Source organism: Micromonospora sicca (assembly GCF_003172935.1).
GTDB lineage: Bacteria > Actinomycetota > Actinomycetes > Mycobacteriales > Micromonosporaceae > Micromonospora > Micromonospora sicca.
The window spans coordinates 1-20,149 of record NZ_QGKS01000410.1; the positions used below are offsets into that span (position 1 = coordinate 1).

The following is a 20,149-nucleotide window of genomic DNA, read 5'->3' on the forward strand; positions in this document are numbered from 1 at the left end:
CGCGCCGGCCGGACCGGCCCGCCGCCCGGCGGCCGTCGCGCAAGCCGCGCCGCCCGCCGAAGCTCGCCGACCCGCGCCGCCGGCTGCGGCTCGGCACGCTGCTCACCCTGACGCTCTTCGCCGCGATCGGCATCCGGCTGGTCTTCCTGCAGACCGTGGACACCCCGGCGTACGCCGACGGCGGCGTCACCGACCGGCTCGCCGTGGTCGACCTGCCCGCCCCGCGCGGCGCGATCTACGACCGGACCGGCGCCCCGCTGGCGCACAGCGTCGAGGCCCGGTACGTCTTCGCCGACCCGACCCGGGTCAAGGACCGGTTCGCCACCGCCCGGCTGCTCTCCCCGCTGCTCGGCGTGCCCGTCTCCGACCTGGCCGACAGGATGAGGCCCCGCAAGCTGCCGACGGGCATCCCGTCGCAGTTCGAGTACCTGGCCCGCGGCGTCGAGATCGGCAAGGCGAAGCAGATCATGGCGCTGGACCTGGCCGGCATCGGCGTGCACCGGGACGAGCGGCGCGAGGTGCCCGGCGGCGACCTGGGCGCCAACCTGATCGGCTTCGTCAGCCAGGACATGGTCGGCCTGGAGGGGCTGGAGGCGAAGTACGACGACCTGCTCCAGGGGCAGGCCGGGAAGAAGACCTACGAGGTCGGGCAGGGCGACCTGGCCGCGCCGATTCCCGGCGGCTACAGCCAGACCACCCAGCCCAACCCGGGCAGCTCACTGGAGCTGACCATCGACCGGGACCTCCAGTTCCAGGCGCAGCGGATCCTCACCGCCCGAATGGCGCAGACCAGGGGCAGCGTCGGCGCCGCGGTGATCATCGACGTGCCCACCGGCGAGGTGCTGGCCCAGGCGAGCAACCCCACCTACGACGCGGCGGACCCGGAGGGCAGCAAGCCGACGGACCGGGAGGACGCGGCGACCAGCTTCGTGGTCGACCCGGGCTCCATCCACAAGGCGATCACCTACGGCGCGGCCCTCCAGGAGGGCGTGATCACCCCGGACACGGCGTTCCCCGTCCCCAACACGATCGTCAAGGGCGGCGTCACCTTCCGGGACACGCACCCGGCGAACGGGCAGAAGATGAGCATCCCCGGCATGCTGGCGTACTCGTCCAACGTCGGGACCATCAAGATCGCTGGCGAGCTGGGGCCGGACCGCCTCATCGACTACCAGAAGCGGTTCGGGCTGGGGCAGCCCACCCGCGAGGGCCTGCCGGGGGAGGCCTCCGGGCGACTGCTCCCGGCCGACCAGTGGAGCGGCTCGGCGTACGGGTCGGTGCCGATCGGGCACAGCGTGGACGCCACCCCCCTGCAGATGGCCGCCGCGTACGCCGCCGTGGCCAACGACGGCACGTACGTCCAGCCGCACCTGATCAGGGAGGTGATCGGCCCGGACGGGAAGCGGACGCCGGGCCCGGCGCCGGTGACCCGGTCGGTGCTCAGCCCGCAGAACGCCGCCGCGCTGCGCACCATGCTGGAGGCGGTCACCACGGTCAACGGTCCGGAGGGGCCGGCCACCGGCCTGGCCGCCGCCGTCCCCGGCTACCGGGTGGCCGGCAAGACCGGCACCGGACTGCGCTACGCCGACGGCCAGCAGCAGCCCGGCGCGGTCGCCTCGTTCATCGGGATGGCCCCAGCCGAGCACCCCCGGTACGTGGTGGCGGTCTTCGTCTGGAGCCCGGGCGGCGAGGGCGGCGCGGTCGCCGCGCCGGCCTTCCGGGAGATGATGGGCTACACGCTGCGGCACTACCGGGTGCCGCCGTCGGCGACCAGCAAGTCCCCCAAGTTCGAGGTCTTTCCGCGCTGAGCGGGGCGGACGGGACATGATCGGTGAGTGGCGACGAACCACCGGGGCGGCTGTGCGGTCGGAACCCGGACGACCGGGTAGGGTCTGACGCCGTGCCCGGCAATCCACGTCCCCGTACCGTGAATCCCGTCCGGCTCGGCGACCTCGCCGCCCGGCTCGCCGTCGCGCCGCCGGCGGGCGCCGCCGAGGTGGCCGTGACCGGGGTGACCCACGCCAGCCAGGAGGTCCGTCCCGGGGACCTCTACGCGGCGTTGCCGGGCGCCCGCCGGCACGGCGCGGAGTTCGCCGCCGGGGCGGCCGAGGCCGGGGCGGTGGCCCTGCTGACCGACCTGGCCGGCGCCGAGCTGGCCGCCGGGGCGGGCCTGCCGACGCTGGTGGTCGACGACCCCCGGGCGGTGCTCGGCGACGTCGCCGCCACCGTCTACGGCGACCCGACCGCGGGACTGACCGTGATCGGGGTGACCGGCACCGCCGGCAAGACCTCCACCAGCTACCTGATCGAGTCGGGGCTGCGCGCCGCGGGCCGCACCACCGGCCTGATCGGCACCGTGGAGACCCGGCTGGGCGACCTGGTGATCGACAGCGTGCGGACCACCCCGGAGGCGACCGACCTGCACGCCATGCTCGCCGTCGCCGGGGAGCGCGGGGTGGACGCGGTGGTCATGGAGGTGTCCAGCCACGCCCTGGCCATGGGCCGGGTCGGCGGGGTCCGCTTCACCGTCGGCGGCTACACCAACTTCGGCTCCGACCACCTGGACTTCCACGCCGACTCGGCGGACTACTTCGCGGCGAAGGCGAAGCTCTTCGACGGGCGCTGTGCGGTCGAGGTGCTCAACCACGACGACCCGGCGCTGCGACCGCTGTTCAAGCCGGCCACCGTCAGCTACTCGGCGGCCGGCGACCCGGCCGCCACCTGGTGGGCCGACGGGATCGACGACGAGGGGTACACCCAGCGCTTCACCGTGCACGGCCCGGACGGGCTGGCCCTGCCCGCCGTGGTGGCGCTGCCAGGCCGGCACAACGTGGCGAACGCGTTGCTGGCCGTCGCCACCCTGGTCGCCGCCGGGGTGGACCCGGCCACCGCGGTCGCGGGGGTCTCCGCCTGCGGCGGCGTGCCGGGGCGGCTGGAGCTGGTCAGCGGCGACGCGCCGGTGCGCGGGGTGGTGGACTACGCGCACAAGGCGAACGCGATCGAGGCCGTCCTGGTCGCGCTGCGCGGCCTGACCGCCGGCCGGTTGATCTGCGTGATCGGCGCGGGTGGCGACCGGGACCGGGGCAAGCGGCCGGTGATGGGCGCCGCCGCGGCGGAGGGAGCCGACGTGGTGCTGGTGACCGACGACAACCCGCGCACCGAGGACCCGGCCGCGATCCGGGCCGAGGTGCTCGCCGGGGCGTACGCGGCGAGCGCCGCCGCCCGGATCATCGAGGCGCCCGGCCGGCGGGATGCCATCGCCGAGGCGGTCCGGCTGGCCGAACCGGGCGACGTGGTGGCGCTGCTGGGCAAGGGGCAGGAGCGCGGCCAGGAGATCGCCGGCGAGGTGCTCCCGTTCGACGACCGGGTCGAGCTCGCCGAGGCGTTGCGGGCCCGCTTCGGTGACCTGGCGGGTCGACGGTGATCCCGCTGACCCTGGCCGAGGTCGCCTCGGCCGTCGACGGGCGGCTGGTCGCCGCCGACCCGGACGCCCGGGTGACCGGGTCGGTTGCGTTCGATTCCCGCAAGGTCACCCCGGGTGGGCTCTTCGTGGCGTTCCCCGGTGAGAAGGTGGACGGGCACGACTACGCCGCCCGGGCGGTCGGGGCCGGCGCGGTGGCGGTGCTCGGGACCCGGGAGGTTCCCGGCGTGCCGATGGTGCTGGTCGACGACGCCCTCGCGGCGATGGGACGCCTGGCCCGCGCGGTGGTCGACCGGCTGCCCGGCCTCACCGTGATCGGCCTGACCGGCTCCTCCGGCAAGACCACCACGAAGGATCTGATCGCCCAGCTCACCGTGCGGCTCGGTCCGACCGTGGCGCCGCCCGGCTCGTTCAACAACGAGCTGGGTCACCCGTACACGGCGCTGCAGGCCGGGCCGGAGACCCGCTACCTGGTGATGGAGAAGGGCGCCCGCGGGGTGGGGCACGTCCGCTACCTGTGCGAGGTGGTGCCCCCGCGGATCTCCGTGGTGCTCAACGTCGGGGTCGCGCACATCGGCGAGTTCGGCTCGGTGGAGACCATCGCCCTGGCCAAGGGGGAGCTGGTCGAGGCGCTGCCCGCCGACGGCCTGGCCGTGCTCAACGCCGACGACCCGCTGGTCGACGCGATGGCCGCCCGTACCCGGGCCCGGGTGGTCCGCTACGGCGAGGCGCCGCACGCCGACGTGCGGGCCGTGGACGTGGCGCTGGACGGGCGGGGCCGGCCGTCGTACACCCTGGTGACGCCGGAGGGCAGCGTGCCGGTGCGGCTCGGGCTGACCGGGCGGCACCAGGTCTCCAACTCCCTCGCCGCCGCGGCGGTGGCCCGCGAGCTGGGGATGCCCCTGGCCGAGCTGGCCGTCGCCCTGGGCGAGCTGGGGCTGGTCTCGACCCGCCGGATGGACGTCTTCGAGCGCTCCGACGGGGTCACCGTGATCGACGACTCGTACAACGCCAACCCGGCCTCGATGGCCGTCGCGCTGCGGGCGCTGGCGGGCCTGCGCGGGCAGGGGCGTACCGTCGCGGTGCTCGGCTACATGGCCGAGCTGGGGACGTTCGAGCGGGAGGGGCACCAGCAGGTCGGCCGGCTCGCGGCCGAGCTGGGCGTCGACCGGCTGCTCGTGGTGGGCGAGCTGGCGGCGCCGATCCAGGAAGGCGCGACAGCGGTAAGTGACTGGGGAGGAGAGTCGGTGCTGCTCACCGATCAGGCGGCGGCCGTCGAGGTGCTGCGGGGCGAGCTACGTCCGGGTGACGTGGTGCTGGTGAAGGGCTCCCGGTACCGCACCTGGGAGGTGGTCGACGCGCTGCGCGAGGCCACCGGGGAGGGGGTCACCTCATGAGGGCGGTCATCGTCGCCATCGGGGTCGCCTTCCTGATCTCGCTGCTCTGCACCCCTATCGCGATCAAGGTCTTCACCCGGCTGAAGGCCGGCCAGCCGATCCGGGCCGAGGGCCCGGCCATGCACCAGGGCAAGAAGGGCACGCCGACGATGGGCGGCGTGGTCTTCATCCTGGCCACGGTGATCGCGTACGTCGCCGGGCACCTCGCGCTGACCACCCTGCCGGACGCCCAGATCGCCCAGGTGGAGCCGACCATGACCGCGCTGGTGCTGCTCGGCCTGATGGTCTTCTCCGGCGCGGTCGGCTTCATCGACGACTTCCTCAAGGTCCGCAAGCGGCACAGCGGCGGGCTGAACAAGCGCGGCAAGCTCGCCGGCCAGATCCTGGTCGGGACGATCTTCGGCATCGTGGCGCTCTACTTCCCGAGCCGGATGTACGACGTCACGGGCGCCCGGACCAACGCCGAGACGGTGGGCAGCACCACGCTCAGCTTCATCCGGGACATCCCGGCGCTGGAGATCGGCAAGGTCGCCTCGGTGATCGTGATCATCCTGGTGGTGATGGCGGCGACCAATGGGGTCAACCTCACCGACGGCCTGGACGGCCTGGCCACCGGCGCCTCGGTGATGGTGCTCGCCGCGTACGCGCTGATCGCTTTCTGGCAGTACCGGCACTGGTGCGCGGACCCGAACTACACCGAGGCGTACTGCTACACGGTCCGGGACCCGCTGGAGATCGCGTTGATCGCCGGCGCGGCGGCCGGGGCCTGTGTGGGCTTCCTGTGGTGGAACACCTCTCCGGCCCGGATCTTCATGGGCGACACCGGCGCCCTCGGCCTGGGCGGCCTGATCGCCGGCATGGCGATGTCCACCCGGACCATCCTGCTGCTGCCGATCATCGGCCTGCTCTTCGTGATCATTACGATGTCGGTGGTGATCCAGATCATCTCGTTCCGGACCACCGGCAAGCGGGTGTTCCGGATGTCCCCGCTGCAGCACCACTTCGAGCTGGCCGGCTGGAGCGAGGTCAACATCGTGGTCCGGTTCTGGATCATCGCCGGGATCGGCGTGGCCATCGCGCTGGGCCTGTTCTACAGCGAATTCCTCGCCGCGGTCACCTGACCCGGCACACCGACGGCGCGAAGGAGGGGCCCGGGTGGCCCCTCCTTTCCCGTTCCGACACGCCGACCGGCCGGTTGCGCCACGGGCGGGCCGACCCAGCCGCGATGATGGGCGGGTGGGGGAGGAACGAGACACCGAGGGCACGACCGAGACGCAGATCCGCCGACCGCCCGTGCCGCCGCGGCCGGCGGAGCCGCCCGGCGCGCTGTTCGGGCTGGACGCGGCCGGCGGGCTGGCCGCGCTGCGCGGCCTGCTGGCCCGCCCGCTGGCCTCCTACTACCTGCTGCTCTCCAGCGCCGGCCTGCTGCTGGTGATCGGGCTGACCATGGTCTTCTCGGCGACCAGCGTGAAGGACTACGCCGAGGGCGGCGACGCCTCGGCCTCCCTGGTCAAGCAGACGATCTTCGCGATCATCGGCATCGTGGCGTTCTGGGCCTGCCAGCGCCTGCCCGCCCGGACCTTCCGCGCACTGGGCCGGCCGGTGCTGGGCGCGGCGGTGGTGCTGCTGCTCGTGCTCAACCTGCTGGTGGCGCTGAAGTCGCTGTTCGGGGTGAAGTCGGTGGGCCCGCTGCGGGCCCACCTGCTCTGGCTCTATCTCGGCCCGATCCAGGTGCAGCCCGCCGAGCTGGCCAAGCTGGCTCTGGCCCTCTGGGGAGCGCACGTCCTGGCCCGCAAGGGCGCCGCGCTGGGCTGGTGGAAGGAGCTGGCCACCCCGCTCTTCCCGGTGGTCGCCCTGCTCTTCGTGCTGGTCGGCTACAACGACCTGGGCAGCATGCTCTGCCTGTTGGCCCTGGTGGTGGGGTTGCTCTGGGCGGCCGGCGTGCGGCTGCAGATCTTCGCCGCCCTCTCCGCGGTCGGCCTGCTCGGCATCGGCCTGCTGGTCGCCGCGGCCTCGGTCGGCGCGGGGTCCGGCTCCCGGGACGCCGACAACTACCGGCTGGCCCGGCTCACCTCGTTCATCAACCCGCCCAACCCGGCGAAGTGCTTCGAGACCAACTGCTACCAGATCGTCCAGGCCCGCAACGCCATCGAGCACGGCGGCTGGTTCGGCGTCGGGCTGGGCAAGAGCAGCCTCAAGTTCGGCTGGCTGCCCGAGGCGCACAACGACTTCATCTTCGCGATCATCGCGGAGGAGCTGGGCGTGGTCGGCTGCACGGTGGTGCTGGTGCTCTTCGCCGTGCTCGCGTACACCGGGCTGCGGATCGCCCGGCGGGTGGAGGATCCGTTCCGCCGGCTCGCCGCCGCCGGCGTCACCGCCTGGCTGGTCGGCCAGGCGGTGATCAACATCGGTGGGGTCACCGGCCTGATGCCGCTGACCGGCGTGCCGCTGCCGTTCATCTCCGACGGCGGCAGCGCCCTGGTGGTCACCCTGGCGGCGGTCGGGATGCTCGCCTCGTTCGCCCGCGCGGAGCCCGACGCGGCCCGAGCCCTGCATGCCCGTCCGCCGGCCCGCTGGGTCCGACTAGTCTGGGCCCCGTTGCCGCCGCTTCCCGGCCGGCGCCGCCGCCCGGCGTCGCCACCGGCCGACCGTGGGTCCGTACCCCGGTCCCGTGCGCGGCGGGAGGACGACCAGGCCGCGGTCCGCGGCGCCCGGCCGAGCCGGACGCGCGCCGGCACGGCGAGCGAGAGGAGACGCTGATGGGTCCGCTGCGTTCGGTGGTGCTTTGTGGAGGGGGCACGGGGGGACACATCTACCCGTTGCTGGCTTTCGCCGACTGCCTGCGCCGTCACGACCCGCGCGTCCGGATCACCTGCCTGGGCACCCCGAAGGGCCTGGAGAACGAGCTGATCCCGCCGGCCGGCTACGACCTGCGGCAGATCCCGGCCTACCAGCTGCCCCGCTCGGTGAACATGAGCCTGGTCCGGACCCCGGACCGGATGTGGAAGGCGGCCCGCGCGGCGGGCAAGGTGATCGACGAGGTGCAGGCCGACGTCGTGGTCGGCTTCGGCGGGTACGTCTCGGTCCCCGGTTACCTCGCCGCCTGGCGGCGCGAGCTGCCGATCGTCATCCACGAGGTGAACGTGCCCCCGGGCGTGGCCAACCGGCTCGGGATGAAGTTCACCAAGAACGTCGCCGTGGGCTTCCCGCACCAGCCGGCGCAGGCCGAGTCGCTGCGCGACGCCCGGGTGGTCGGCGTGCCGCTGCGCCGGGGTATCGCCGGGCTGGACCGGGCGGCGATGCGGAACGCCGCGCGCGCCCACTTCGGACTCCGCCCCGACCTGCCGGTGCTCTTCGTCGCCGGCGGCTCGCAGGGCGCCCGCTCGATCAACCTGGCGGTCTCCGGGGCGGCCAAGGAACTGGCCCGCAACGGCGTGCAGGTGCTGCACGTCATCGGCGCCCGCAACGAGCCGGTGTCGGTCCCCACCGACCTGCCGGTGCCGTACGTGACCCTGCCCTACCTGTCCGAGATGGAGCTGGGCTACGCGGCCGCCGACCTGATGCTGGCCCGAGGCGGGGCGATGACCTGCGCCGAGGTGGCCGCGATCGGGCTGCCCGCCATCTACGTGCCGTACCCGCACAGCAACCAGGAGCAGAAGCGCAACGCGCTGCCCGTGGTGGAGGCCGGCGGCGGGCTGCTCGTCGACGACGCCGAGCTGACCCCGGACTGGCTGGAGCGGACGATCATCCCGCTGATCCGGGACCCGCAGCGGCTCGCCGCGATGGGCGCCGCCGCGGGCGGGTACGGGCGCCGCGACGGCGATGTCGCGCTGCTGAACTTCGTCTACGAGGCGGTGGCCCGATGACGTCGGCCACCGCGACGGGAAGGTACTCGGAATGAACACCGCGCAGTTCACGCCCGCCGGCACGCTGACCGCGGAGGACCTGGGCCGGATCCACCTGATCGGGGTGGGCGGGGTCGGCATGAGCGGCCTGGCCCGGCTCTTCCTCACCCGGGGGCTGCCGGTCTCCGGCAGCGAGCTGCGGGAGTGGCCGTCCCTGGCCGGCCTGCGGGCGCTCGGCGGCACGATCCACATGAGCCACGAGGCGTCCAACCTCGACGGCGTGGACACCGTGGTCTACTCCTCGGCCATCCCGCAGGACCACCTGGAGATGGCCGAGGCGCGCCGGCGGGGCCTGCGGGTGCTGCACCGCTCCGAGGCCCTGGCGGCGGCGATGACCGGCCGGCGCACGGTGGCGGTGGCCGGCACCCACGGCAAGACCACCACCACGTCGATGGTGACCATGGTGCTCCAGCAGGCCGGCGCCGACCCGTCCTTCGTGATCGGCGGGGAGATCTCCGAGGTGGGCTCCGGCGCGCACCACGGCACCGGCGAGTACTTCGTGGTCGAGGCGGACGAGAGCGACCGCTCGTTCCTGATCTACCGGCCGTACGTCTCGATCATCACCAACATCGAGGCGGACCACCTCAACACGTACGGCGACCTGGCGAACCTGGAGGCGACGTTCGCCGAGTTCGCCCGGCTCACCGACCCGGACGGGTTCATCATCACCTGCGCCGACGACGCGGGTGGCCGGCGGCTGGCCGCGACGCTGCGGGCGGAGGGGCGCCGGGTCTGGACGTACGGCGAGGCCCCCGACGCCGACCTGCGGCTGAGCGAGATGGCCTCCTCCGCGCAGGGGGTGCGCTTCCTGGCCGAGATCGAGGGCCGGTCGCTGGGCGAGATCCGGCTGCCCGTCCCGGGCCGGCACATGGGGATGAACAGCGCCTCTGCGGTGCTCGCGGCGTACCTGCTGGAGCTGCCGATCGAGGCGGCGGAGGCCGCGCTGGGCGCGTTCCCCGGCGTCCGGCGGCGGTTCGAGCGCAAGGGCGTCGCGGACGGCGTGCTGGTCTACGACGAGTACGCGTACCACCCGACCTCGATGACGCTGGCCCTGCAGACGTTGCGCGAGGTGGCCGGCGAGGGCCGGTTGATCGTGGTCTTCCAGCCGTACCGGCTGTACCGCACCCGGGACCTGCAGGCCGACATCGCCGGGGCGCTCGGCATCGCCGACGAGCTGGTGCTGCTGGAGGTCTTCGGCCCCGGTGAGCTGCGGCAGCCCGGCGAGGGCTCGGCCGCGCTGGTCGAGGCGGTGCCGCTGCCGGCCGACCGGAAGGTCTTCGTGGACTCCTGGGACGAGGCGCCGGCCGAGGTGGCCCGGCGGGCCCGGCCGGGCGACGTCGTGGTGACCATGGGCGCGCCGCCCATCTCGCTGATGGGCGACCAGCTGCTCGACGCGCTGCTGGCCCGGACCGGCGGTGCGACGGCCGTGGGCGCCGCCGTCGACACGGACGGCGCGGCCGCCGCGGCCGGATGAGTCCCGGACCGGCCCGGGGCCGGACGCCCGGCCCGGACGGCGGCGCCGGCCGGCGCGGACCGGTGCGGCGCTGGCAGTTGGTCCGTGCCGGCAGCGACGCGGTCCCGCCGTCCACCCGGCGGTTCATGGCCCGGGCCCGGCAGCGCCGGATGCGGGCCGCCCTGCCCTGGGCGGTGGCGGCCGGGGTGTTCGCCCTGGCCGGGCTGGTCGCCTGGACCGTGCTGGGCACCGGCCTGTTCGGCGTCCGCGAGGTCCGGGTGGTCGGCGCGAAGCTGGTCACCCCGGTCGAGGTGCGGGACGCGGCGGCGGTCCCGGACAACCAGCCCCTGGCCAAGGTGGACCTGGCGGCGACCGCCCGGCGGGTCGGCGCCCTGGCGCCGGTGGAGCGCGTGTCGGTCTCCCGCGACTGGCCGGGCACGCTGGTGATCCGGGTGGTGGAGCGGACGGCCGTGGCGGCGGTGCCCCAGGGGGAGCTGTTCGCCGTGGTCGACCGCGCCGGCGTGGTCTTCCGGAGCGTGCCCCGGGCCCCGGACGGGCTGCCGCTGGTCCGGGTCGGCTGGCCGGGGCCCGACGACCCGGGCACCCGGGCGGGGCTGACGGTGCTCGCCGCGCTGAGCCCGCAGCTGCGCGCCGAGCTGGTCTCGGTGGACGTGGCCGGGCTGGCCCGGATCACGCTGCGGCTGCGGCACGACCGGACGGTGGTCTGGGGGGACGCCACCCGGGGCGCGGACAAGTCGCGGGTGGCGACGGCGCTGCTCGGTCGCAAGGCCGACACGATCGACGTGAGCGCGCCGGACGTGGTCACCTTCCAGTGATCCGCCGGTCGGTGCGGGGTGCGGCGGGGGGCGGGACGTGACTCGTCCCGCTATGGGCGGCGACACGCCGGGCGGGTCCTTGGCTCTCGGCGTGGAGGCGCTTACGTTGCCCCGAAGAGGATCAGTGGTTGACATAACTGTAAGCCTCTAGTAGAGGGTGAGGGTTTCGCCTCGCCGCCTCGCTGGGAACTGCGTCGACCGCTGGTCTGGCCAAGCCGTGTGGGGTCGGCCCATGCCAATCTCGAAGGGAAAGGACCGGAGATGACACCTCCGCACAACTACCTGGCGGTCATCAAGGTCGTCGGCATCGGGGGCGGCGGCGTCAACGCCGTCAACCGGATGATCGAGGTTGGGCTCAAGGGCGTCGAGTTCATCGCGATCAACACCGACGCGCAGGCGCTCCTGATGAGCGACGCCGACGTCAAGCTCGACGTGGGCCGGGAGCTGACCCGGGGGCTCGGCGCCGGGGCCAACCCGGACGTCGGCAAGAACGCCGCCGAGGACCACCGCGACGAGATCGAGGAGGTGCTCAAGGGCGCCGACATGGTCTTCGTGACCTGCGGCGAGGGCGGCGGCACCGGCACCGGCGGCGCCCCGGTGGTGGCGAACATCGCCCGCAAGCTCGGCGCGCTGACCATCGGCGTGGTGACCCGGCCGTTCTCCTTCGAGGGCAAGCGCCGCCAGGTGCAGGCCGAGTCCGGCATCGACGAGCTGCGCAACCAGTGCGACACACTGATCGTCATCCCGAACGACCGGCTGCTCGCGCTCGGCGACCGCAACATCTCCATGATGGACGCCTTCCGGACCGCCGACCAGGTGCTGCTCTCCGGTGTGCAGGGCATCACCGACCTGATCACCACGCCCGGTCTGATCAACCTGGACTTCGCCGACGTCAAGAGCGTGATGAGCGGTGCCGGCAGCGCGCTGATGGGCATCGGCAGCGCCCGGGGCGAGAACCGCGCGGTCGAGGCGGCCGAGGCGGCCATCTCCAGCCCGTTGCTGGAGCAGAGCATGGACGGCGCGCGGGGCGTGCTGCTCTCCATCGCCGGCGGCTCCGACCTGGGCCTGTTCGAGATCAACGACGCGGCCCAGCTGGTCACCGACGCGGCGCACCCGGAGGCCAACATCATCTTCGGCGCGGTCATCGACGACGCGCTCGGCGACGAGGTCCGGGTCACCGTGATCGCGGCCGGCTTCGACGGGGGCACGCCCTCGTACAAGGCGGCCGAGCCGGTCCGCAAGCCGAACCAGAATCAGCCGGCCCAGCCCGGCACGCCGGTCGCGCCGCCGGCCACCATGCCGGCGCCGCAGCAGTCGCCGCGCCGGGTGCTCTTCGACGACGTGGACGTGCCGGACTTCCTGAAGAACGGCTCCTGAGCCGCGCCGATGACGGAGACACCAGCCACGGTACGACCGGACCGGCGTGCCGAACTCGCGGCCGGGCTCGCCCGGGTGCGGGCCCGGATCGCCGACGCCTGTGCCGCCGCCGGCCGGGACCGTGCCGAGGTCACCCTGATCGCGGTGACCAAGACCTACCCGGCCGGCGACGTGCTGGCCCTGGCCGCGCTGGGCGTCGCCGACGTGGGGGAGAACCGCGACCAGGAGGCGGCCGCCAAGGCCGCCGAGGTGGCGGCGGCCGGGGTGCGACCGCGTTGGCACTTCATCGGCCAGTTGCAGCGCAACAAGTGCCGCTCGGTGGTCCGGTACGCCGACGTCGTGCAGTCGGTCGACAGCGTGCGGCTGGCCGGGGCGCTGGACGCCGCGGCGGCGGCGACTCCGGACCGGGAGCGGCCGCTGGACGTGCTGGTGCAGGTCAGCATCGACGGGGACCCGGCCCGGGGCGGAGCGCTGCCGGACTCGGTCGACCCGGACCGCGGTCTCGGCCCGGTGGCGGAGGCGGTGGCCGGCGCGGGTGCGCTGCGGCTGGGCGGGCTGATGGCGGTGGCGCCGCTGGGCTGGGAACCGGAGCGGGCCTTCGCCCGGCTGGGAGAGGTGGCGGAATGGTTCCGCCGGCGGCATCCGGCGGCGACCATGCTGTCCGCCGGAATGAGCGGGGATCTGGAAACTGCGATCGGATACGGCGCGACACATGTCCGCGTCGGCAGCGCGTTGCTCGGAATGCGCCCCACGCTGCGGTAGCCTGACCGCGAAAGAAGCAAATTACATCAGTGTTGTTCAGGAACGGCATCCCGTTGTGGGGGGCCATGGCGGGCGGACCGCGAATCGCACGCCAGGGGGATTGCTGATCCGGTCCGGTGGGCATCGTTGTCCACACGTGATCAAGCGACACGGCACGGGGGTGCGTGCCGCACGGCGGACGGAAGGGCGCGGGATGGGTGCACTGCGCAAGGCGGGGGTCTGGCTCGGTCTGGTCGAGGAGGACGACGAGCGGGCTTACGAGGACGGTGGCTACGACAAGGGTGGCTACCGTGACTCGCGCTACCGGTCGAGTCGTTACTCCGAGGAGTTCGCCGACGAGGAGGACGACGAGTCGGAGGAGCCGCCGGCCCGGTCCCGGGTCGGTGACCGGGGCCGGCTGACCGAGCGCGCCTCGAGCCGGGCGGCGGAGGCCGACCGCGCCGACGGCGAGCGGCCGGAGCGGGTCGAGCGGTCGAGCGTCCGGTCGATCACCCGGTCGGGGGCCGGGGAGACCTCGGGGGCGCTGACCTACCACACCAGGGACAACCTCGCCCTGGCGCCGCAGGTCCAGCCCCGCGAGCGGGCCGTGGTGGCGGAGGAGGAGCAGCGCTACCAGATCACCACGCTGCACCCCACCACCTACCGCGAGGCGCGCACCATCGGCGAGCACTTCCGCGACGGGGTGCCGGTGATCATCAACCTCACCGAGATGGACGAGGCGGATGCCCGCCGGCTGGTGGACTTCGCCGCCGGGCTGGCGTTCGGACTGCGCGGTACGATCGAGCGCGTGACCAACCGGGTGTTCCTGCTCTCACCGGCCAATGTCCAGGTCACCGCGGAGGACAAGGCCAAGATCGCTGAGGGCGGCTTTTTCAGCCTGAGCTAGCCCGCCCGACCGAGGGACGTCGCCTGCCGTGTTGTCGATCCTGTTCCAGGTGCTGTATCTGCTCGCCTATCTCTTCCTGCTTGTGCTTTTAGCCCGATTTGTCCTTGGAGCCGTTCTGGCGTACGGTCGCCGCTGGCAACCAGGACGGGGAGCATCGGCGGGACTGGAATCGGTGTGGAGCGTCACTGATCCGCCTCTGCGGACGTTGAGGCGTGTGATCCCACCACTGCGAATTGGTACCGTGAGCATCGACCTGGCCTCCCTTGTGCTCCTGGTTATCCTGTTCGTGCTGATGGAGTTCGTGTTAGATCCGCTGATCAGGAACTTCTCCTGACCAGCGCGCGCTTTCGCGGCCGCAACTGACCCGAGGAGTTTCGATGCCGCTGACCCCGGCCGACGTCCACAACGTCGCCTTCAAAAAGCCGCCGATCGGCAAGCGGGGCTATGACGAGGAGGAGGTCGACGCCTTCCTGGATGAGGTCGAGCGCGAGCTCGCCCGTCTGATCGAGGAGAACAACGAGCTGCGCGCCCAGGTGGAGCGCGGCGGTCGCGGCCCCGCCCCCGCCGGCCCCGGCGGCGACGCCCGTCTCGCGGCCGAGCTCAACGACGTCAAGGCCCAGCTGGACCGGGTGCAGCGCGACAAGGCGGCCGCCGAGCAGGCGGCCCGGGCGATGCAGGCCGAGCTGGAGCAGGTCCGCGCCCAGGGCGGCCCGGCCGCCGGCGCTGACGGCGAGCAGCAGGCGCTGCGGGTGCTGATGATGGCCCAGCGGACCGCCGACGACCACGTGTCGGACGCCCGCCGCGAGGCCGACCAGCTGCTCTCCGAGGCCCGCTCCAAGGCCGAGGAGGTCACCCGCGAGGCGCGCGCCAAGGCCGACGCGCTGGAGCGGGACGCCCGCCAGCGGCACCAGGAGGCCATGGGCGGCCTGGACGCCAAGCGCACCGCGCTGCAGAAGCACATCGAGGAGCTCAAGCAGTTCGAGCGGGAGTACCGCACCCGGCTCAAGGCGTACCTGGAGAGCCAGCTGCGGGACCTCGACGGCCGGGCCCAGGGCCTGGAGGCCGAGGTCAACCGCGCCGACGGCAATCGCTCCGGTGGCGGCAGCAACGGCCTCGCCGCCGCCGGCCTCGCCGGCTCGTACGGTGGCGGCCGCTCGGGCTCGCTCGAGTCCGGTCGCTGATCCCGGCGTCGGCGGCCGTCCCCGCGACGGCCGCCGACCGCTCGCAGACCGACCCGATGCGGCGGGGGTGAGCCGTGATAGTCGCCAGCGTCCTGCTCATCCTCGTCGCCGCCGTGCTCCTGGTGGCCGGGTTGGCCGGCGGGTCCAGTGCGCTGCTGATCACCTCCATCGCGGCCAGCCTGCTGGCCGCCGTCGCCCTCGTCGTGGGTGCCCGCCAGGCAGCCGCCACCCGGGCGACGACGGACCGGGGCACCGGGCCGCGCAACCGCACCCGGACCGGTCCGGTCGGCACGCCGACCGGGTACGGCCCCCCGCCCGGGGAGCCGGGGATCCCGGTCCAGCACGTTCCTTCGACGGTCGGCTCCGACGGACCCGGGTGGCGGCAACCGCCCGAGCCGCCGGCGGCCGACCCGTTCGCCCCGCCGACCCAACGGGGTCCGCGCGCCGACGACGTGCCGCCGGGTTTCGACGACGCCCGGGTGGGCTTCGTCGACGTGCCGTCGCGCGTCGACGGTCCCTTCCTCGACTCGCCGGCGCCCACCTCGCCGGCCGGCGAGGGGCCGCTCCCGGACGAGCCGCCGGTCCAGCAGGTGTCGCCGGACGAGGCCGCGCGGGTCGCCCGGCTGGACGCGGAGGTACGCGTGGTGGACGGCCGGCCGCGCTACCACCTGGCCGACTGCCCGCACCTCGTCGGCCGCGACGACGAGCCGCTGCCCGTCTCCGAGGCGGTCGAACTGGGCTTCACGCCGTGCGCGTACTGCTCGCCGGACCTCGCCCTGCTCGACGACGCGCGTCCGGCCTGAACGCGGATGGCCGTGGACGAGACGCTCACCGTCGCCGTACGGGTGAAGCCTGGCGCCTCGCGGGCCCGGGTCGGCGGCCGCTTCGACGGACCGCACGGGCCGGCCCTGGTGATCGCCGTGAACGCCCCGGCGGTCGACGGCCGGGCCACCGAGGCGGCCCGCCGCGCCCTCGCCGACGCGCTGGGCGTCCGGGCCGCGGCGGTCTCGCTGCGCACCGGCGCGGCCAGCCGCGACAAGCTCTTCCTGATCGAGCGCCCGCCGTCGGAGCTGACCGGGGTGTTGCGCCGGCTGCGCGACGGATCGGCCGAGTGAGGGCCGCCCGGGCCGGCCGCGGATGAGCGCCGGGCTGGATCTCGCGCTGCTGCTCGGCGCGGCCGTCCTGCTGGTGGCGGTGGGTGCGGTGCGGTTCTCCACCCGGCTCGGGGTGCCCAGCCTCCTGGTCTACCTCGCGCTCGGGGTGGCGATCGGCGAGGCGGGCCTGGGCATCCGCTTCGACGACGTCGAGCTGACCCGGGTGCTCGGGTTCTGCGCGCTCATCGTGATCATCGCGGAGGGCGGGCTGAGCGCCCGGTGGAGCACCCTGCGGCCGGTGCTCGGGCTGGCCGCCGCGCTCTCCACGGTGGGCGTGGTGGTCAGCATCCTGGTCGTCGGGCTGGTGGTTCACCTGCTGCTCGGCCTGGACTGGCGGCTGGCGCTGCTCTACGGCGCGGTGCTCTCCTCCACCGACGCGGCGGCCGTCTTCGCCACCCTGCGCCGGCTGCGCCTGCCGCCCCGGCTGGTGGCCACCCTCGAGGCCGAGTCGGGCATGAACGACGCCCCGGTGGTCATCCTGGTGGTGCTGCTGTCCCGGGCCGGCCCCGCCGCCCACCCCTGGTGGTACGAGGTCCTCCTGGTCGGGTACGAGCTGGCTGCCGGCGCGGCGGTCGGGGTGGCGGCCGGGATCGCCGGCCGGTGGGCGCTGCGCCGCGCGGCGCTGCCCTCGGCGGGGCTCTACCCGATCGCGGTGGTCGGTTTCACCGTGCTCGCGTACGCCGCCGGAGCGGTGCTGCACGCCTCCGGTTTCCTGGCCGTGTACGTCGCCGGGGTGCTGCTCGGCAACGCCCGGCTGCCGCACCGCCAGGCGATCCTGGGCTTCGCCGACGGGCTGGCCTGGCTGGCCCAGATCGGCCTGTTCGTGCTGCTCGGCCTGCTGGTGTCGCCGGGCCGGCTGGACGCCGCGGTGCTGCCGGCGGTGGTGGCCGGCCTGGCCCTGGTGCTGGCCGCCCGCCCGCTGTCGGTGGCGGTCTCCGCGCTGCCGTTCCGGGTCCGCCTGCGGGAGCAGGCCTTCCTGTCCTGGGCCGGGCTGCGTGGAGCGGTGCCGATCGTGCTGGCCACCATCCCGCTCTCCGGGCGGGTCCCGGGGGCGGACCGGCTCTTCGACGCGGTCTTCGTGCTGGTGGTGATCTTCACCCTGGTGCAGGCCGGAACGCTCGCCCCGGCGGCCCGCCGGCTCGGGGTGACCGCCCCGGCCGAGGCGGCCGAGATCCGGGTCGAGACGGCCCCGCTGGAGCGGATGCGCGCGGACCTGCTCCAGGTCGAGGTGCCGCCGGGCTCCCGGCTCGGCGGGGTGCACGTGGACGAGCTGCGGCTGCCGGTGGGGGCCTCGGTGACCCTGGTGCTGCGCGACGGGGCGGGTTTCGTGCCCGGCCCGGACACCCGGCTCAAGGTCGGCGACAGCCTGCTCATCGTCGCCACCGCCGAGGTCCGGGACGAGGTGGAGCAGCGGCTGCGGGCAGTCAGCCGCCGGGGCCGGCTGGCGCGGTGGTTTGGCGAGTACGGCGAGGACCGGGACGGATAATCTGCTAGCGTTCCTTTTGCCCTGATTGGTGGCTGTTCGGGGCTGAATCGCGGAGCAACGGTGCGGCACGTTGTCGGACGCCTGTACGTTCCGTATTCTTGCCACCCTCCGGAGTGCGCGGCCATGGTCGCCGTGCGCCCCTTTTCGTACACGGGGGACACCCAGTGCGGTGGCCCCTGCCCAAGCACCGCACCGCCGACCGCCGCGCATCCGCGGCCGAGGGAGCTGACGATGGCGAAGCCAGCCGATACCAGGACCGCCGGCCGCAAGCCGGTGGCGAAGGCCACCCGCAGCGCGGCGGAGACCGAGAAGATCCGGGCGGCCCTGGCGGCCCGGCGCGACGAGCTGCGCGCCGAGTACGATCAGACGCTGAGCGAGATCACCGAGCTGCAGCGCGACCGGCTGACCGACTCGGCCGGGGACGACCAGGCCGACACCGGCACCAAGACGTTCGAGCGCGAGCAGGAGATCTCACTCGCCAACAGCATTCTGGAGCGGATCACGCAGGTCGAGCGGGCCCTGGAGCGGCTCGACGAGGGTGGTTACGGCTGGTGCGAGCGGTGCGGCAACCCCATCCCGGTGGAGCGGCTCGCCGCCTTCCCGTCGGCCACCCTCTGCGTGACCTGCAAGCAGCTGGAGGAGCGGCGCTAGGCCCGCTCCCCGGCGGCGGAGTGGAGACGGTGAGGGATCACCGCCGAGAGCGTCGATGGGGAGCAGATGACCGCAGCACCGCCCGCTGGAACCGGCACCGCTGAGTCGGGCGGCGGCACGCCCCGACGCCGGGCGGTCGGGGTCCTCCTCGGCGTCGCCCTGGTCGCGCTCCTGGCCGACCTGGTCACCAAGCAGCTCGCGCTGACCGCGCTCACCGGCCGGGGGCCGGTGTCGCTGCTCGGTGGCACGGTCTACCTGACCCTGACCCGCAACAGCGGGGCGGCGTGGAGCATCGGCTCCGGCCACACCTGGGTCTTCCCGCTGATCACCATCGGGGTGATCGGCTGGATCGCCTGGATGGCCGCGCGGCTGCGGTCGCTGCCGTGGGCCGTCTCCCTCGGCCTGGTGCTGGGCGGGGCGCTCGGCAACCTCACCGACCGGATCTTCCGCGCGCCCGGCCACTTCGTCGGGCACGTGGTCGACATGATCAGCCTGTTCGACCCGTACGGGCAGGTGTGGCCGGTGTTCAACCTGGCCGACAGCTCCCTGGTCTGCGGCGTGGTCCTGGCCGTGCTGCTGGAGCTGACCGGCCGGCAGCGCGACGGCCGCCGGGCCGCCGCCGAGCCGGCCGGCAGGCCGGAGTCCGGCGACGGCGCGGCCACCGGCAGCGAGCAGCGGGGGCGGGCATGACCTCGGCCTTCGCCGCCGGCGGCGACCACCGCTCCCTGCCCGTGCCGGAGGGCCTCGACGGCATGCGGCTGGACCAGGCCGTGTCCCGGCTCTTCGGGCTCTCCCGGACTGCCGCCGCGGCCCTGGTCGAAGCCGGCGACGCGTTGGTCGACGGCACCGTCCGGGCCAACTCGCACAAGGTGAAGGCCGGCTCCTGGCTGGAGGTGACCCTGCCCGCCCCGGTCGCCCCGCCGACCGTGGTCCCGCAGGCCGTGCCCGGCCTGACCGTGGTCCACGCCGACGACGACATCGTGGTGGTGGACAAGCCGGTCGGGGTGGCCGCCCATCCCAGCCCCGGCTGGACCGGCCCGACGGTGATCGGCGCCCTCGCCGCGATCGGCCACCGGATCTCCACCAGCGGCGCCGCCGAGCGGCAGGGCGTGGTGCACCGGCTGGACGTCGGCACCACCGGGATCATGGTGGTGGCCAAGAGCGAGCAGGCGTACACCGCGTTGAAGCGGGCCTTCAAGTACCGCGAGGTGGAAAAGCGCTACCACGCCGTGGTGCAGGGCCACCCGGACCCGCTGCGCGGCACCATCGACGCGCCGATCGACCGGCACCCGCACCACGACTACCGCTGGGCGGTGGTCAGCGGGGGCAAGCCGAGCATCACCCACTACGACACCCTGGAGGCGTTCCCGGCGGCGAGCCTGCTCGACGTCCGCCTGGAGACGGGGCGCACCCACCAGATCCGGGTGCACTTCTCGACCCTGCGCCACCCCTGCGTCGGCGACATCACGTACGGCGCCGACCCGACCCTGTCGGCCCGGCTCGGGTTGAGCCGGCAGTGGCTGCACGCCCGCTCGCTGAGCTTCGCGCACCCGCGCACCGGCGACGAGGTCACCTTCGTCAGCGACTACCCGGACGACCTGGCGCGGGCGCTGGAGATCCTGCGCGACTGACCCGGCCCC

The 20,149-nt window shown here is 73.9% G+C and carries 19 protein-coding genes; all 19 read left to right on the forward strand.

Annotated elements, in window-relative coordinates:
• Window positions 1–1,808: peptidoglycan D,D-transpeptidase FtsI family protein (locus DKT69_RS31860; RefSeq protein WP_236648481.1), on the forward strand; the 1,808-nt coding region annotated here is incomplete at its 5' end.
• A gap of 92 nt (window positions 1,809–1,900) precedes the next feature.
• Window positions 1,901–3,424, forward strand: coding sequence for a UDP-N-acetylmuramoyl-L-alanyl-D-glutamate--2,6-diaminopimelate ligase (locus DKT69_RS31865; RefSeq protein ID WP_109805134.1), 1,524 nt, complete (start codon window positions 1,901–1,903; stop codon window positions 3,422–3,424).
• The gene (locus tag DKT69_RS31870) at window positions 3,421–4,818 is read left to right on the forward strand and encodes a UDP-N-acetylmuramoyl-tripeptide--D-alanyl-D-alanine ligase (protein WP_109805135.1); all 1,398 of its coding nucleotides are present in this window, start codon (window positions 3,421–3,423) and stop codon (window positions 4,816–4,818) included. Before DKT69_RS31865 ends, DKT69_RS31870 begins: the two co-directional genes overlap by 4 nt.
• A complete protein-coding gene (gene mraY / locus DKT69_RS31875) occupies window positions 4,815–5,939 on the forward strand; it encodes a phospho-N-acetylmuramoyl-pentapeptide-transferase (protein ID WP_109805136.1) in 1,125 nt (374 codons plus the stop codon). Before DKT69_RS31870 ends, mraY begins: the two co-directional genes overlap by 4 nt.
• A gap of 232 nt (window positions 5,940–6,171) precedes the next feature.
• Window positions 6,172–7,578, forward strand: coding sequence for an FtsW/RodA/SpoVE family cell cycle protein (locus DKT69_RS31880; RefSeq protein ID WP_109805167.1), 1,407 nt, complete (start codon window positions 6,172–6,174; stop codon window positions 7,576–7,578).
• The gene (gene murG / locus DKT69_RS31885; RefSeq protein WP_109805137.1) at window positions 7,578–8,684 is read left to right on the forward strand and encodes an undecaprenyldiphospho-muramoylpentapeptide beta-N-acetylglucosaminyltransferase; all 1,107 of its coding nucleotides are present in this window, start codon (window positions 7,578–7,580) and stop codon (window positions 8,682–8,684) included. The genes DKT69_RS31880 and murG overlap by 1 nt, the downstream gene beginning before the upstream one ends.
• Window positions 8,685–8,715: 31 nt before the next feature.
• Window positions 8,716–10,197 carry a UDP-N-acetylmuramate--L-alanine ligase gene (gene murC, locus DKT69_RS31890; RefSeq protein WP_109805138.1) on the forward strand — a complete coding sequence of 494 codons (1,482 nt, stop codon included), beginning with the start codon at window positions 8,716–8,718 and terminating at the stop codon, window positions 10,195–10,197.
• Window positions 10,194–11,012 (forward strand): cell division protein FtsQ/DivIB, encoded by an 819-nt coding sequence (locus DKT69_RS31895; protein WP_109805139.1) that lies wholly within the window; start codon window positions 10,194–10,196, stop codon window positions 11,010–11,012. The genes murC and DKT69_RS31895 overlap by 4 nt, the downstream gene beginning before the upstream one ends.
• Window positions 11,013–11,273: 261 nt before the next feature.
• Window positions 11,274–12,389, forward strand: coding sequence for a cell division protein FtsZ (gene ftsZ, locus DKT69_RS31900; protein WP_109805140.1), 1,116 nt, complete (start codon window positions 11,274–11,276; stop codon window positions 12,387–12,389).
• A 9-nt stretch (window positions 12,390–12,398) separates the two neighbouring features.
• A complete protein-coding gene (locus tag DKT69_RS31905; protein ID WP_109805141.1) occupies window positions 12,399–13,151 on the forward strand; it encodes a YggS family pyridoxal phosphate-dependent enzyme in 753 nt (250 codons plus the stop codon).
• Window positions 13,152–13,344: 193 nt separating this feature from the next.
• Window positions 13,345–14,037: a cell division protein SepF gene (locus tag DKT69_RS31910; RefSeq protein WP_109805142.1), complete on the forward strand. Its 693-nt coding sequence runs from the start codon at window positions 13,345–13,347 to the stop codon at window positions 14,035–14,037.
• A gap of 28 nt (window positions 14,038–14,065) precedes the next feature.
• Window positions 14,066–14,371, forward strand: a complete 306-nt coding sequence (locus DKT69_RS31915; RefSeq protein ID WP_109805143.1) for a YggT family protein — start codon at window positions 14,066–14,068, stop codon at window positions 14,369–14,371.
• Between the two features lie 43 nt (window positions 14,372–14,414).
• The gene (locus DKT69_RS31920) at window positions 14,415–15,218 is read left to right on the forward strand and encodes a DivIVA domain-containing protein (protein WP_109805144.1); all 804 of its coding nucleotides are present in this window, start codon (window positions 14,415–14,417) and stop codon (window positions 15,216–15,218) included.
• Between the two features lie 74 nt (window positions 15,219–15,292).
• Window positions 15,293–16,021: a hypothetical protein gene (locus DKT69_RS31925; protein ID WP_109805145.1), complete on the forward strand. Its 729-nt coding sequence runs from the start codon at window positions 15,293–15,295 to the stop codon at window positions 16,019–16,021.
• A gap of 6 nt (window positions 16,022–16,027) precedes the next feature.
• A complete protein-coding gene (locus tag DKT69_RS31930; protein ID WP_109805146.1) occupies window positions 16,028–16,333 on the forward strand; it encodes a DUF167 domain-containing protein in 306 nt (101 codons plus the stop codon).
• Between the two features lie 22 nt (window positions 16,334–16,355).
• The gene (locus tag DKT69_RS31935; protein ID WP_109805147.1) at window positions 16,356–17,858 is read left to right on the forward strand and encodes a potassium/proton antiporter; all 1,503 of its coding nucleotides are present in this window, start codon (window positions 16,356–16,358) and stop codon (window positions 17,856–17,858) included.
• 231 nt (window positions 17,859–18,089) lie between these two features.
• Window positions 18,090–18,509 carry a TraR/DksA family transcriptional regulator gene (locus DKT69_RS31940; RefSeq protein ID WP_007463005.1) on the forward strand — a complete coding sequence of 140 codons (420 nt, stop codon included), beginning with the start codon at window positions 18,090–18,092 and terminating at the stop codon, window positions 18,507–18,509.
• A gap of 66 nt (window positions 18,510–18,575) precedes the next feature.
• Window positions 18,576–19,199, forward strand: coding sequence for a signal peptidase II (lspA, locus tag DKT69_RS31945; RefSeq protein ID WP_109805148.1), 624 nt, complete (start codon window positions 18,576–18,578; stop codon window positions 19,197–19,199).
• Window positions 19,196–20,140 (forward strand): RluA family pseudouridine synthase, encoded by a 945-nt coding sequence (locus DKT69_RS31950; RefSeq protein ID WP_109805149.1) that lies wholly within the window; start codon window positions 19,196–19,198, stop codon window positions 20,138–20,140. The genes lspA and DKT69_RS31950 overlap by 4 nt, the downstream gene beginning before the upstream one ends.
• Window positions 20,141–20,149: the final 9 nt, after the last annotated feature.

Coding starts and splice junctions, on each gene's coding strand:
- DKT69_RS31910 (WP_109805142.1), top strand. CDS start 13,345: ATGGGTGCACTGCGCAAGGCGGGGGTCTGGCTCGGTCTGGTCGAGGAG.
- murG (WP_109805137.1), top strand. CDS start 7,578: ATGGGTCCGCTGCGTTCGGTGGTGCTTTGTGGAGGGGGCACGGGGGGA.
- ftsZ (WP_109805140.1), top strand. CDS start 11,274: ATGACACCTCCGCACAACTACCTGGCGGTCATCAAGGTCGTCGGCATC.
- DKT69_RS31905 (WP_109805141.1), top strand. CDS start 12,399: ATGACGGAGACACCAGCCACGGTACGACCGGACCGGCGTGCCGAACTC.
- mraY (WP_109805136.1), top strand. CDS start 4,815: ATGAGGGCGGTCATCGTCGCCATCGGGGTCGCCTTCCTGATCTCGCTG.
- DKT69_RS31935 (WP_109805147.1), top strand. CDS start 16,356: ATGAGCGCCGGGCTGGATCTCGCGCTGCTGCTCGGCGCGGCCGTCCTG.
- murC (WP_109805138.1), top strand. CDS start 8,716: ATGAACACCGCGCAGTTCACGCCCGCCGGCACGCTGACCGCGGAGGAC.
- DKT69_RS31930 (WP_109805146.1), top strand. CDS start 16,028: ATGGCCGTGGACGAGACGCTCACCGTCGCCGTACGGGTGAAGCCTGGC.
- DKT69_RS31940 (WP_007463005.1), top strand. CDS start 18,090: ATGGCGAAGCCAGCCGATACCAGGACCGCCGGCCGCAAGCCGGTGGCG.
- DKT69_RS31895 (WP_109805139.1), top strand. CDS start 10,194: ATGAGTCCCGGACCGGCCCGGGGCCGGACGCCCGGCCCGGACGGCGGC.
- DKT69_RS31920 (WP_109805144.1), top strand. CDS start 14,415: ATGCCGCTGACCCCGGCCGACGTCCACAACGTCGCCTTCAAAAAGCCG.
- lspA (WP_109805148.1), top strand. CDS start 18,576: ATGACCGCAGCACCGCCCGCTGGAACCGGCACCGCTGAGTCGGGCGGC.
- DKT69_RS31950 (WP_109805149.1), top strand. CDS start 19,196: ATGACCTCGGCCTTCGCCGCCGGCGGCGACCACCGCTCCCTGCCCGTG.